This window comes from Enterobacter sp. GER_MD16_1505_Eko_090, from assembly GCF_003331015.1.
GTDB classification, from domain to species: Bacteria; Pseudomonadota; Gammaproteobacteria; order Enterobacterales; family Enterobacteriaceae; genus Enterobacter; species Enterobacter roggenkampii.
Genome location: NZ_PUQF01000012.1, coordinates 149,683 through 163,671 on the forward strand (window position 1 = coordinate 149,683; position 13,989 = coordinate 163,671).

Below are 13,989 nucleotides of genomic sequence, written 5' to 3' on the forward strand. Positions count from 1 at the left end.
TTATGTTCCAGTAGCCAAGCGGACTTTAAGCGAATAAATCCAAACTGAAGATAAGGTTAACGGCGAGGATAATAACAATTAAAGAAGGGATGGAAATAATAAATAACCAAATGGACTAACCTGTTTTGGTTGTCATGCTTAGCGATAAAACCGATTAAATAATTATTTGAAATATAAGAACAAATAGCGATAAACACCCCGTATACGAGGCGGTTGCCGCTCAGAGCCGTTTTAGTTAATGCTAAAATTTGTGCTTTCCGGTACTATGCGGCGGTTTTTTCCGCATTACTGAGAGCGATCATGTCCACCACACTGTTTAAAGATTTCACCTTCGAAGCCGCCCACCACCTTCCGCATGTCCCTGAAGGGCATAAATGTGGCCGTCTGCACGGGCATTCGTTCATGGTGCGTCTTGAGATCACCGGTGAAGTTGATCCGCATACCGGTTGGATCATGGATTTTGCCGAGCTGAAGGCGGCGTTTAAGCCGACCTACGATCGTCTGGATCACTACTACCTGAATGAGATCCCGGGCCTTGAAAACCCGACCAGCGAAGTGCTGGCAAAATGGATTTGGGATCAGATGAAACCGCGGGTACCGCTGCTGAGCGCGGTGATGATCAAAGAGACCTGCACCGCGGGCTGCATCTATCGCGGCGAGTGATGCTTGCCGGGTGGCGGCTTCGCCTTACCCGGCCTACAAAAGCCTCGAAACCCAGGCCCGGTAAGCGCTCGCGCCACCGGGCTTTTTTTCAGGCGATATTCAGATACTTATGCGTCTGCATCGACAGGCGCCAGTTGCGCGCAATACAGGTTTCAATGCACAGGCGCGTTGCATCGTCTTTCTGGCTGATAGGCTGCAGGGCAATCACCCGCTGCTTTTCGTCCGTCAGCGTGGCCAGCAGTTCATCCAGCGCTTCGATATCACGCACGCGTCCTACCGGGTGCTTAATCTCATCCGCGCGCTCCAGCGCCTGAGACAGCACGTCATACCCGCCGCGCATATTCACTTTTGGCGATACCGTCACCCAGGTGGTGTGCGAGCAGCGCACTTCATGGGTGCCGCTGGTTTCGATCTGGCAGCTGTAGCCGTTCTTTTCGAGCAGCTCGGTCAGCGGCGTCAGATCGTGGATGCAGGGTTCACCGCCGGTGATCACGACGTGGCGCGCCGTCCAGCCCTGACGGCCAATAATGGCGAGCAGATCTTCGGCACTGCCCGCGCCCCACTTATCGCTCTCTTTGGTTTTCGCCAGAATGCTAAACAGCGACACTTCCCGATCTGCGAGCTTATCCCACGTATGTTTGGTGTCACACCAGGCACAGCCAACCGGGCATCCCTGTAAACGAATGAAAATAGCGGGAACGCCGGTAAAGTAACCCTCGCCTTGCAGGGTCTGGAACATCTCGTTAATCGGGTACTGCATAGTCATCTCAGTAAAGGGGATAAACGATAAGTATCGCAGATCCCCGCCGGATGGTCATGCTCCATCGGTGCTTTACGCGCCAATCGCCGCCATAAACCGTTCCGTGATTTGCTGCGGACGGGTGATCGCGCCGCCGACCACCACCGTATGCGCGCCCAGCGCCAGACACCTGGCCGCACGCTCGGGGGTATCCACGTTGCCTTCGGCAACCACGGACACCGTCACGGCGGCCAGCACCGCCTTCAGGAAGGCGCAGTCGTTTTCCGGAAGTGAATGGCCCGCCGTTTCCGCCGTGTAGCCGTAAAGCGTGGTGCCGACGCAGTCAAAGCCCAGCGCCTGCGCCGTCACGGCTTCCTCCACGGAGGAGATATCCGCCATCAGCAGCACCGCGGGATAACGTGCGCGGATGCGCGAGACCAGCGTTTCCAGAGATTCTCCGCCGGGACGTGGCCGCGCCGTCGCATCAAGCGCAATGATGTCCGGCGAGACGCTCATGAGCTCATCCACTTCTTTCATTGTCGCGGTGATAAACACCTCGCTTTCGGGATAATCCCGTTTGATGATGCCGATGACCGGCAAAGACACCTGCTGCCTGATGGCCTCGATATCCACCACGCTGTTGGCGCGAATGGCGGCAGCCCCGCCCTGTGCCGCAGCCAGCGCCATGCGCGACATAATAAACGGGCTGTGCAGCGGTTCATTTTCCAGCGCCTGACAGGAGACGACCAGTTTTCCCTTCAGGTTATCCAGTACAGTTTTCATTACGATAAGATCTCTTCCACTTCGTTTTTGATAATCGTGACGTGCGGGCCATAAATGACCTGAACGCCGTTGCCGCGCACGATAACGCCGCGCGCCCCGGTGGCTTTCAGTGCCGACTCATTCACTTTGCTGCCGTCTTTAACCGTGACGCGAAGACGCGTGGCGCAGCAGTCCACCTCGTCCAGATTCTCTTTTCCGCCTAATCCGGCGATCACCGCGGCTGCGCGTTCGTTTTGCGGCAGACTGACCTCATCAGCCATTGCCTCCTTTTCCCGACCTGGCGTCGCGAAATCAAAGCGGTTAATCAGATAGCGGAAGGTAAAGTAGTAAAGGAAGAACCACGGTACGCCGACCAGCGGAACGAACATCCAGTTGGTTTTGGCTTCTCCCTGCAAAATGCCGAACAGCACGAAGTCGATGAAACCGCCGGAGAAGGTTTGCCCGATGGTGATATGCAGCATGTGCGCGAGCATGAATGCCAGCCCGTCAAACAGCGCATGGATGACGTAGAGCACCGGCGCAATAAACAGGAACGAGAATTCGATAGGCTCGGTAATCCCGGTCAGGAACGAGGTTAACGCCGCAGAAAGCAGCAGCCCGGCAACGCGTTTTTTGTTCTCGGGTTTTGCCGTGTGGTACATCGCCAGGCACGCCCCGAGCAGGCCAAACATCATCGTAATAAAGCGCCCGGACATGAAGCGTGACGTGCCCTCATAGAAATGTTGCGTGTTCGGGTCAGCCAGCTGAGCGAAGAAGATCCGCTGCGTGCCTTCCACGAGGTGTCCGTTGACGATTTCACTCCCGCCAAGCGCGGTGGTCCAGAAAGGCAGATAGAAGATGTGGTGCAGACCGAACGGACCCAGCATGCGTAAAATGAAGCCGTACAGCAAAGTGCCCAGATAGCCGGTCGCATCCACCAGCCCGCCGAGACCAAAAATCAGCTTCTGGAAATGCGGCCAGACCACGGTCATGAGCGCACCGACGAGTATCGCCGCCAGCGAGCTGATGATAGGAACAAAGCGCGAGCCGCCAAAAAAGCCCAGGAACTGCGGAAGTGCAATCTTGTTAAACCGATGATGGAGCGCGCAGGTTACCAGCCCAATCACCACGCCGCCAAAGACGCCGGTTTCCAGCGTCTGAATACCCAGCGTCATGCCCTGCCCCACCGCGCCCGGGTTCTCATGCGCCAGTTTGCCGGTGAGGATCAGTAGCGCGTTGATGGTGGCATTCATCACCAGAAACGCGAGTAACGCCGCCAGCCCCGCCGTGCCCTTATCGCTTTTTGCCAGCCCGACGGCCACCCCAACGGCAAACAGCACCGAGAGGTTCGCAAACACGATGGATCCTGCGCTGCTCATGATGGTGAAAATGGCCTGGAGCCAGCTCACGTCTAAAAACGGATAGGCTGCCAGCGTGTTGGGATTCGATAGCGCGCCGCCTATCCCCAGCAGCAGACCCGCCGCAGGCAGCACGGCAATCGGCAACATAAAGGATTTGCCAAAGCGCTGCGCTTTTTCAAACCATCCCCCTGAAGAAGCCCCACTGAATATTTGCATCATTTTTTCATCCCCCCATTAATGGATGAAAATTTTTACCATATTAATATTAAACAGTGAAAATTATCATCAAAAACCAGGACGACGATCATACTTTTTCGAAATGACTGGCATCCCGCCCCCGCTTTCCGCCACACTAGTCGCAGAGAAACGCATTAAGGATCGAGCATGTCAGACCATGAAAACCTGCTGCTGAAGCTACGCCAGGAGGCTTCCGGGTACAGCCCAACACAACAAAAACTCGGTGAGTTTGTTCTCAGCGATCCTGCCCGGGTGCTCTACCTGACGATCACCGAACTGGCGCGCGAGAGCCACACCAGCGAGGCCAGCGTGACGCGTCTTTGCCGCACGCTGGGCTGCAAGGGCTATAACGAATTTAAAATGGCGCTTGCGCTGGATATTCAGCAGGGCCAGCCCGCGCGCCAGGCGGGGGATGAGATTGATAACGTCGTGGATGAGTCGGTGCAGGCTTTGCAGGACACCGCCAGGCTCCTTGACCGCACGCTGCTTGAAAAGGCCGCGCTGGCGCTGCATCAGGCGCAGTCGGTGCAGATTTATGGCGTTGCGGCCAGCGCGATCCTCGGGGAGTATCTGCACTACAAGCTGTTGCGGCTGGGCAAACCCGCACAGCTGTTTAGCGATATGCACCGCGCGGCCATGAATGCGACAACGCTTTCGGAAGAGACGCTGGTGGTGGCAATCTCCAGTTCCGGCTCAACGCGAGATCTACTCCACGTGGTGAAGCTTGCCCGCAAGCGCGGCGCTAAGGTTCTGGCACTCAGCAATACGCCTCGTAGCCCGCTGGCGTCCCTGAGCGACATGCAGCTGGTGGCCGCCAAGCCAGAGGGGCCGCTTAGCGCGGGCGCGCTCAATGCCAAAGTTGGGGTCATGCTGCTGGTCGAACTGCTGACCACGTCCATGATTGCGCTGGATGGCCGTTACGGCGACGTTAGCCAGCAAACGGCCAGCGCCACGCTTCCTCTGTTACTCTAAAAACCCTTCGCAGGCTAAATAAAATAGCCTGCGCTTAATGTCGCCTGATTTAAGTTAAGTGATGTTTAAATCATTTATCCGGTAAATGTTTGGTGTAACAAAGTATTATATTTATTACATTTAGAATTAAATTCACCACCCGATAAGCACCACAAAAATGACTTTAAAATCATCACGTTGAAATATTCATTTTAATAAATTGAATTTTCACCCTGCCTGTAATGTCCAATATCTCCACCTGAATTCCTTTCCTTAAAATAAGCTTAAGATGCTGTCTATTTCGGCGTTTTATTATTTAAATGCCGTTTACTTTTGCACGCCTACAATCCGCCTCATCAATCATAATGAGACGGTATTAATGAAGATGTTAATGATTACAGGTGTGACGGGGTTTCTGGGCGGTGCAGTACTGGAAAAAATTCTGACCAGCGATCAATCCGTAAAACTGCTTTTGCTCGCGCGTGCCAGCGATCCGCAGAGCGGGCTGGAGCGCGTGTTGGAGAACATGCGCAAGTTCAACGTTCCTGAGGACAAACTGGCCACTCTGAGCGTGGACAATATCCTCATTGGCGATCTCAGCCAGCCTGAAGCCTTCCTGAACGATCCGCGTCTGGACCAGGTCACGCATGTCGTGAACTGTGCAGCTGTTGCCTCATTTGGTAACAACCCGCTCATCTGGAAGGTCAACGTGGAAGGAACGCTGGCACTGGCGCGCCGCATGGAGCAGGTTTCAACGCTACAACGCTTCCTCCACGTGGGCACGGCAATGTCATGTACGCCGGAGCAGGATTCCCTGGTCGCCGAAAGCGCCGAATTCAGAGAGAATGCTGAACACCTGGTGGAATACACGTTTTCGAAGTCAACCATCGAACAGCTGATGCGCCAGGAGTGTCCGAACCTGCCGCTGCTCATCGCGCGTCCGTCCATCGTTGTCGGCCATACCCGCCACGGCTGCACGCCCTCGAGCAGTATTTTCTGGGTCTTCAGCATGGGCCTGATGCTGCAGAAGTTTATGTGCTCGATGGAGGACCGGATCGACGTTGTCCCGGTGGATTATTGCGCCGACGCGCTGTTAATGCTGCTCAACAGCAACGCGCGTCCGGGGGAAGTGGTACACATTTCGGCCGGAGAAGAGAACAGCGTTCGCTTTGCGGATATTGATAATGCGATGGCGCAGGCGCTGGAGAAAGCCCCCGTCGGAGATAAATATGCCCAGGTCAGCTACGAAACGCTGGTCAGAATGCGCCGTGAACTGAAAACGATTTTTGGCCCGTGCAACGAACGTCTGATGCTGAGAGCCATGCGGTTATACGGCGCGTTTGCCACGCTTAACGTGCGCTTCAGCAACGATAAGCTGCTGAGCATGGGGATGCCGAAGCCACCCCGGTTTACGGATTATATTGCCCGCTGCGTGCAAACCACCCGGGGGCTGACCATTCCGGAGCAAATGGCGGTCGATTTTAAATAGCCAAAAAAAATGCCAGTCATTCGACTGGCATTTTCATGTTAAGGCTTAGGCGATTACGCCTGGCCTTTGATCTCTTTACGACCGTTGTATGGTGCTTTTTCGCCCAGCGCTTCTTCGATACGAATCAGCTGGTTGTATTTAGCAACACGGTCAGAACGGCTCATAGAACCCGTTTTGATCTGGCCAGCAGCGGTACCCACAGCCAGGTCAGCAATGGTCGCGTCTTCAGTTTCGCCAGAACGGTGAGAGATAACCGCGGTGTAGCCAGCGTCTTTCGCCATTTTGATCGCAGCCAGCGTTTCGGTCAGGGAACCGATCTGGTTGAATTTGATCAGGATGGAGTTAACGATGCCTTTCTCGATACCTTCTTTCAGGATCTTGGTGTTGGTTACGAACAGGTCGTCACCCACCAGCTGGATTTTGTCGCCCAGTACTTTAGTCTGGTATGCGAAGCCAGCCCAGTCAGACTCGTCCAGACCGTCTTCGATAGACACGATTGGGTACTGTTTGGTCAGGTCTTCCAGGAAGTGAGTGAACTCTTCGGAGGTGAACGCTTTGTTGCCTTCGCCAGCCAGAACGTATTTACCGTCTTTGTAGAATTCTGATGCTGCACAGTCCATCGCCAGGGTGATGTCTTTGCCCAGCTCGTAGCCCGCTGCTTTTACCGCTTCTGCGATAACAGCCAGTGCTTCTGCGTTAGAACCCAGGTTTGGCGCATAGCCACCTTCGTCACCCACAGCTGTGTTCATACCTTTAGCTTTCAGAACTTTAGCCAGGTTGTGGAACACTTCAGAACCCATACGTACTGCTTCTTTCAGGGATTTCGCGCCAACTGGCTGAATCATGAATTCCTGAATATCAACGTTGTTGTCTGCGTGCTCACCACCGTTGATGATGTTCATCATTGGTACAGGCATGGAGTATTTGCCTGGGGTGCCGTTCAGTTCAGCGATGTGCTCGAACAGTGGCATACCTTTAGCCGCCGCAGCCGCTTTGGCGTTCGCCAGGGAAACGGCCAGGATTGCGTTCGCACCGAAGTTAGATTTATTTTCAGTACCGTCCAGATCGATCATGATCTTGTCGATGCCAGCCTGATCTTTGGCATCTTTGCCAACGATAGCCTGAGCAATAGGACCGTTAACAGCGCCAACCGCTTTCAGTACGCCTTTGCCCATGAAACGGGATTTGTCGCCATCACGCAGTTCCAGCGCTTCGCGGGAACCGGTAGAAGCACCTGATGGAGCAGCTGCCATACCGACGAAACCACCTTCCAGATGAACTTCGGCTTCAACGGTCGGGTTACCACGGGAGTCGATGATTTCACGACCGATGACTTTAACGATTTTGGACATTAGATTTTCCTCAGTACAAGTTAAACTAAAACTCCAGACAAACAACGCGTACCAAAGGTACGCGTTGCCGTTCTAACTTTTTTTACTTCGCCTGACGCTTCTGGTAGTCGCTGGCGGCTTTTACGAAGCCTGCAAACAGCGGATGCCCGTCACGTGGCGTTGAAGTAAATTCCGGGTGGAACTGGCAGGCGACAAACCACGGATGGTTTGGCACTTCGATGATCTCGACTAACTGATCATCCCCGGAGCGGCCCGCAACACGCAGACCCGCAGCTTCAATTTGTTTCAACAGCATGTTGTTGACTTCATAGCGGTGACGATGGCGCTCGGTGATGACCGGCTCGCCGTACAGCTTGCGAACCACGCTATCGTCAGTCAGCTGGCAGGCCTGTGCGCCGAGACGCATAGTGCCACCCAGATCGCTCTTCTCGGTACGGACTTCGACGTTACCGTCTTCATCACGCCATTCAGTGATAAGCGCCACAACAGGGTACTTACAGTCTGGCACAAATTCCGTAGAGTTCGCGTTTTCCATTCCCGCTACGTTGCGCGCAAATTCGATCAGCGCAACCTGCATACCCAGACAGATGCCGAGGTATGGAATATTGTTTTCACGCGCATAACGCGCGGTGGCGATCTTGCCTTCTACACCACGGTAGCCGAAGCCGCCAGGGATAAGGATAGCATCCAGATCTTTCAGGATTTCAACGCCACGCGTTTCGACATCCTGCGAATCAATCAGCTTGATGTTCACGGAGACACGGTTCTTCAGACCACCGTGTTTCAGCGCTTCGATCACGGACTTATAGGCATCCGGCAGCTCAATGTACTTGCCGACCATACCGATAGTCACTTCGCCTGCCGGGTTGGCTTCTTCGTAAATAACCTGTTCCCATTCAGACAGGTTTGCTTCCGGACAGTTCAAGCTGAATCGTTTACAAATATAATCGTCCAGACCCTGTGATTTCAACAGGCCCGGGATTTTATAAATGGAATCGACATCTTTCATTGAAATAACGGCTTTTTCAGGCACGTTACAGAACAATGCAATTTTCGCACGTTCGTTCGCCGGAATGGCGCGATCGGAACGGCAAACCAGGATGTCAGGCTGAATACCGATAGAGAGCAGCTCTTTAACAGAGTGCTGGGTCGGTTTGGTTTTCACTTCACCTGCCGCCGCCATGTAAGGCACCAGCGTCAGGTGCATGAACAGCGCGTGTTCACGACCAATGTCTACCGCCAGCTGACGAATCGCTTCGAGGAACGGCAGGGATTCGATATCACCCACGGTACCGCCGATTTCAACCAGCACAACGTCATGTCCTTCGCCACCGGCAAGGACACGCTCTTTGATGGCGTTAGTGATGTGTGGGATAACCTGCACGGTCGCGCCCAGATAGTCACCACGGCGCTCTTTACGCAGAACGTCAGAGTAGATGCGGCCAGTCGTGAAGTTATTACGACGGGTCATTTTGGTACGAATGAAACGCTCGTAGTGGCCAAGATCCAGATCGGTTTCAGCGCCGTCTTCAGTAACGAACACTTCCCCGTGTTGGGTTGGGCTCATGGTGCCAGGATCGACGTTGATGTACGGATCCAGTTTCATCATGGTCACATTGAGGCCACGGGCTTCAAGAATGGCTGCGAGGGAGGCTGCGGCAATGCCTTTACCCAGAGAGGATACGACCCCGCCGGTCACAAAAATATAGTTCGTTGTCATGCTGAACCTGAGAAGTTAGGGTGAAACGATGGAATAACCAGGACGGGAAAGTAGTATACCCGAACACGGCGAGCGCCACAAACTTTCATTCTCCGTCTCCATTCCAGGCCATGACAAACATAAGGAGTGAGAAAATAGCCCCTTTTGGGTAAATGTTTTTGACGCAAATCAAGCGCTTGTCATTTAAAAAATCACACAAATTGCGCTTGATCGCAAAATTTCGTTAGAGATCAGATTCCTGGCGCTTTACTTCCTGCCAGACTTCTTCCATCGCGTCGAGGTCAATACCGCTCATTTCCAGGCCTCGCGAGGCGACAATCCGCTCCACTTCGCGAAAGCGGCGTTCGAACTTAAGGTTGGCTTTTTGCAGCGCCGTTTCCGCTTTTACACCCAGGTGGCGAGAAAGGTTGACGGTCGCAAACAGCAGATCGCCCATCTCTTCCTCAAGCTTTGCTTCATCCACCACCGCCTGCTGCGCTTCGTGCATCACCTCGTCAATCTCTTCGTGCACTTTATCCAGCACCGGGCCGAGGGAGGTCCAGTCAAACCCCACGGCGGAGCAGCGTTTCTGGATTTTGTGCGCGCGCATCAGCGCGGGCAGGCTCAGCGGAATGTCGTCCAGCGCGGAGTGCTGGGATTTTTCTGCCCGCTCGGCGCTTTTGATCTGCTCCCAGCGGGCCAGGACTTCGGTGCTGGTTCCTGCGGTAGCGTCACCGAAAATATGGGGATGACGGCGCTCAAGCTTGTCGCTGATGGCAGCGCAGATATCGTCAAAGTTAAAGCGCCCCTCTTCCTGCGCCATCTGCGCGTAGAACACAACCTGGAAAAGCAGATCGCCCAGCTCGCCGCGCAGGTCGTCAAAATCTTTACGGGAAATCGCGTCCAGCACCTCGTAGGTCTCTTCAAGGGTGTACGGGGCGATGGTGGCGAAAGTCTGCTCTTTGTCCCACGGGCAGCCGTTTTCCGGGTCGCGCAGGCGTTTCATGATGCCGAGCAGGCGGTCGATTTGAGTCATAATACTGTCCTGATGAAAAAATGCCGGGTGGCGGCGTTGCCTTACCCGGCCTACGGAAGAGGATGTTTAGCCGCCGTGCAGACGACGCGCGTCAATCACATCCGGCACCTGGTTCAGCTTGCCGAGCACGCGGCCCAGCACCTGCAGGTTATAGATTTCGATGGTCATATCGATGGTGGCAAGCTGCTCGCGGGTATCGCTGCGGCTGGCGACGCCCAGTACGTTGACCTTCTCGTTGGCGAGAATGGTCGTAATGTCGCGCAGCAGGCCGCTGCGGTCGTTGGCGGTGACGCGCACCACCAGCGAGTAGCCAGCGGAATAGCTTTCCCCCCAGACCGCTTCCACGATGCGCTCCGGCGCATGGGACTGAAGCTCGGCAAGCTGGTCGCAGTCGGAACGGTGAATCGAAATTCCGCGCCCCTGAGTGATAAAGCCAACGATATCGTCGCCTGGGATTGGCTGGCAGCAGCGGGCAATGTGGTGCATCAGGTTACCGACACCTTCGACCACCACGCGGCCGTTGTCTTTGCTGCGCTGCTGCGGCGCGTAGGTTTTCTGCTGCAGTTGCTTCAGCGCCGCCGCGTCCTGCTCTTCCGCGCTTGGCTTATTGAACTGCGCCTGCAGGAAGTTCACCATCTGATTCAGACGAATATCACCGCCGCCAATCGCCGCTAACAGCTCATCAAGCTCGTTGAAGTTGTAGCGCGGCAGCAGGAATTTCTCCGCCTCTTTCAGGCTGATCCCGATATGCTCCAGCTCGTCGTCAAGGATCTGGCGACCGGCAAGGATATTCTTGTCTCGATCCTGTTTACGGAACCAGGCGTGAATCTTCGAGCGCCCGCGGCTGGTGGTGACATACCCCAGGTTCGGGTTAAGCCAGTCCCGGCTCGGGTTCGGCTGCTTCTGGGTAATGATTTCAATCTGGTCGCCCATCTGCAGCTGATAGGTGAACGGTACGATACGCCCGCCAATTTTCGCCCCGATGCAGCGGTGCCCCACATCGCTATGGATGTGGTAGGCAAAATCGAGCGGCGTAGAGCCGGCCGGCAGGTCGACAACGTCCCCTTTCGGGGTAAAGACGTAGACGCGATCGTCAAAGACCTGGCTGCGCACTTCGTCGAGCATCTCGCCGGAATCGGCCATCTCTTCCTGCCACGCAATCAGCTTACGCAGCCAGGCAATGCGGTCTTCGTGGCCAGAGCGCGCCCCGCCGGACGTGCCTTCTTTGTATTTCCAGTGCGCGGCAACGCCCAGCTCGGCGTCCTCGTGCATCTGTTTGGTGCGGATCTGAATCTCGACCGTTTTACCGCCAGGGCCAAGCACCACGGTATGGATTGACTGATAGCCGTTCGGTTTGGGGTTGGCGACATAGTCGTCAAACTCATCGGGCAGATGGCGGAAGTGCGTGTGCACTATCCCCAGCGCGGCGTAGCAGTCCTGCAGACGCTCCGCCACGATACGCACGGCGCGCACGTCAAACAGCTCGTCAAAGGCGAGGTGTTTCTTCTGCATCTTGCGCCAGATGCTGTAGATGTGCTTTGGTCGACCGTAGACTTCGGCGCGCACGTTCTCTTCTTTCATCGCCTGGCGCAGTCCGCCGACAAACTCCTCGATATAGTGCTCGCGATCGATGCGGCGCTCGTGCAGGAGTTTGGCAATCCGTTTATATTCCGCCGGGTGCAGATAGCGGAAGCAGTAATCTTCCAGCTCCCACTTCAGCTGACCAATCCCCAGCCGGTTCGCCAGCGGCGCATAGATGTTTGTACACTCTTTGGCAGCCAGCACGCGCTCGTCTTCCGGCGCATCCTTCACCTCTCGCAGATGGGCAATACGCTCGGCCAGCTTGATGACCACGCAGCGGAAATCATCCACCATGGCCAGCAGCATCCGGCGAACGTTATCGACCTGCTCTGAGGAGACGGAATCCGTATGCGCGGCTTTGAGCTGACGAATGGCTGCCATATCGCGCACGCCGTGGATCAGCGCGACGACGGATTTTCCGACGCTGTCGCGCAGCACGTCTTCGCTGACCACGTCCGCATCCGCGAGGGGGAAGAGCAGCGCGGCCTGCAGCGTTTCGATGTCCATGTTCAGCATGGACAGGATTTCAACCATCTCCACGCCGCGCCACAGGAGAAGATCGGCGTCGGGATGCCCCTGCGTGGTGCGCAGACAATAGGCCCAGGTTTCGGTTAAGCGTTCACACGACTGCTGGCTGGAAATTCCCAGACTTGCGATCCATTTTTGTGGGTCAAACTCCCCAGCTTTATTGAGATGTGCACTTCTTACCGCAACCATTGTCCTCTCCTTTAGGGACCAGGGCCTGTCGAAGTCGACAAGCCAAACAAATTAGATGTGCTCGAACAACACCATCGATTCCAGATGCCCAGTGTGCGGGAACATGTCCAGCATTGCCAGACGCTGAATCTGGTAACCCGCGCTGAGCAGTGCCTCGCTGTCCCGGGCAAGCGTTGCCGGGTTACAGGAAACATAGACCACACGCTTTGGCGCGAGTTTAATAATATGTGCCATCACGCCCGGGGCACCGGCACGCGCCGGGTCGAGCAAAATTTTATCAAAGCCCTGCTTTGCCCACGGTTGTTGGGTGACATCGTCCTCAAGATTTTGATGAAAGAATGTCACATTTTGCAAGCCGTTCTGCCGCGCGTTCTCCTGCCCTTTCGCCACCAGCGCCTCAACGCCTTCCACACCGACGACGCTGGCCGCTTCTCGCGCCAGCGGCAGCGTGAAGTTGCCCATTCCGCAGAACAGATCGAGCACCCGGTCGCTTTTCTGAACGTCCAGCCACGCCAGCGCTTTCGCCACCATCTGCTGGTTAACGCCATCATTCACCTGAATGAAATCCCGCGGGCTGAACGTTAAGCGTAGCCCGTTTGACGCATACCAGGGCGCCTCACCGGTAACCTGTTCAAGTATCTCGCTTTGTGGTGCAAGGAAAAGCGCCAGGTCGTGGGAATGCGAAAAGCGTTCCAGTTTTTCGCGATCTTTCTTCGACAACGGCGCGGTATGACGCAGCACCATCAGCGGGCCATTGTTTGCCATGACCAGTTCGACGTGCCCAAGATGGCGTACGCCGTCCAGCCCGGAGAGGCAGATGCGCACTTCCGGAAGCAATGCCTCAAGATGGGGCACCAAAATGGGGCACTGCTTCACGTCAACGATGTCGCTGGAGCCGGCCTTGCGAAACCCCATCTCCAGCCGCTCCGTTTTTGGCTGATAGCTGAGGCTCAGGCGCGCGCGACGACGATAGCCCCAGGGCTCATCGGCAACAATTTCGTTAACGTCATGTTTGAGCAGACGCGCCAGCGCGCGGCTTTTGCTTTTTTGCTGTAATTCTGTGCTCGCATGCTGTTGCTGGCAGCCGCCGCACACGCCAAAATGGGGGCAGCGGGGTGCCACACGCTCCGGGCTATCGCTGAGGCGACGCTTAACCTGCCCGCGCGCAAACTGGCGTTTATCTTCCGTCAGCGTAATTTCTGCTCGTTCTGCTGGCAGTAAACCTGTTATAAACAGAGCCTTACCATTGTGGCGTGCCACTCCCTGCCCAAACGGATCGAGGTCCGTGGCCTCAACAGTGATGATTTGACGCGTCGTCACGCGTCGCTTTGCAGAGTAGAATTGCGCCATCGCCGAGATTTTTCTCACATAACCATAATTATCTTAATTGTCCCATAACGGA

General features: G+C 55.4%; 11 protein-coding genes. 3 read left to right on the forward strand and 8 right to left on the reverse strand.

The genetic code is table 11. The annotated features are described in order from the left end of the window. The first annotated feature begins 300 nt into the window (after positions 1 to 300). Positions 301 to 663 carry a 6-carboxytetrahydropterin synthase QueD gene (gene queD, locus C6A40_RS15255; RefSeq protein ID WP_023294450.1) on the forward strand — a complete coding sequence of 121 codons (363 nt, stop codon included), beginning with the start codon at positions 301 to 303 and terminating at the stop codon, positions 661 to 663. An 88-nt stretch (positions 664 to 751) separates the two neighbouring features. On the opposite strand, the gene queE is transcribed toward queD, so the two are convergent. The 3 genes from queE to C6A40_RS15270 form a co-directional block, all read right to left on the reverse strand. Then, positions 752 to 1,423: a 7-carboxy-7-deazaguanine synthase QueE gene (gene queE, locus C6A40_RS15260; RefSeq protein ID WP_021241905.1), complete on the reverse strand. Its 672-nt coding sequence runs from the start codon at positions 1,421 to 1,423 to the stop codon at positions 752 to 754. A 72-nt stretch (positions 1,424 to 1,495) separates the two neighbouring features. Continuing rightward, positions 1,496 to 2,185, reverse strand: a complete 690-nt coding sequence (locus tag C6A40_RS15265) for an N-acetylmannosamine-6-phosphate 2-epimerase (RefSeq protein WP_021241904.1) — start codon at positions 2,183 to 2,185, stop codon at positions 1,496 to 1,498. Next, positions 2,185 to 3,744 carry a PTS transporter subunit EIIC gene (locus tag C6A40_RS15270; protein ID WP_023294452.1) on the reverse strand — a complete coding sequence of 520 codons (1,560 nt, stop codon included), beginning with the start codon at positions 3,742 to 3,744 and terminating at the stop codon, positions 2,185 to 2,187. The genes C6A40_RS15265 and C6A40_RS15270 overlap by 1 nt, the downstream gene beginning before the upstream one ends. 165 nt (positions 3,745 to 3,909) lie before the next feature. On the opposite strand from C6A40_RS15270, the gene C6A40_RS15275 reads away from it, so the two are divergent. Together C6A40_RS15275 and C6A40_RS15280 are read left to right on the forward strand one after the other, a co-directional pair. Further along, positions 3,910 to 4,734, forward strand: a complete 825-nt coding sequence (locus C6A40_RS15275) for a MurR/RpiR family transcriptional regulator (RefSeq protein ID WP_021241902.1) — start codon at positions 3,910 to 3,912, stop codon at positions 4,732 to 4,734. A 358-nt stretch (positions 4,735 to 5,092) separates the two neighbouring features. Then, positions 5,093 to 6,202, forward strand: a complete 1,110-nt coding sequence (locus C6A40_RS15280) for an SDR family oxidoreductase (RefSeq protein WP_008499625.1) — start codon at positions 5,093 to 5,095, stop codon at positions 6,200 to 6,202. Between the two features lie 53 nt (positions 6,203 to 6,255). Here the strand turns inward: C6A40_RS15280 and eno are convergent, their stop codons facing one another. The 5 genes from eno to rlmD all read right to left on the reverse strand — a co-directional run bounded on the left by eno (position 6,256) and on the right by rlmD (position 13,937). Next, complete coding sequence (gene eno / locus C6A40_RS15285) at positions 6,256 to 7,554, reverse strand: phosphopyruvate hydratase (protein ID WP_003862715.1); 1,299 nt, start codon at positions 7,552 to 7,554, stop codon at positions 6,256 to 6,258. Between the two features lie 82 nt (positions 7,555 to 7,636). Further along, a complete protein-coding gene (pyrG, locus tag C6A40_RS15290) occupies positions 7,637 to 9,274 on the reverse strand; it encodes a glutamine hydrolyzing CTP synthase (protein ID WP_008499626.1) in 1,638 nt (545 codons plus the stop codon). Between the two features lie 223 nt (positions 9,275 to 9,497). After that, entirely contained in the window at positions 9,498 to 10,289 is a 792-nt protein-coding gene (gene mazG / locus C6A40_RS15295; protein WP_045336502.1) for a nucleoside triphosphate pyrophosphohydrolase, read from the reverse strand. A gap of 66 nt (positions 10,290 to 10,355) precedes the next feature. Beyond that, complete coding sequence (gene relA, locus C6A40_RS15300; protein ID WP_008499628.1) at positions 10,356 to 12,587, reverse strand: GTP diphosphokinase; 2,232 nt, start codon at positions 12,585 to 12,587, stop codon at positions 10,356 to 10,358. Positions 12,588 to 12,638: 51 nt separating this feature from the next. Next, entirely contained in the window at positions 12,639 to 13,937 is a 1,299-nt protein-coding gene (gene rlmD, locus C6A40_RS15305) for a 23S rRNA (uracil(1939)-C(5))-methyltransferase RlmD (RefSeq protein WP_023294454.1), read from the reverse strand. Between the last annotated feature and the right edge of the window lie 52 nt (positions 13,938 to 13,989).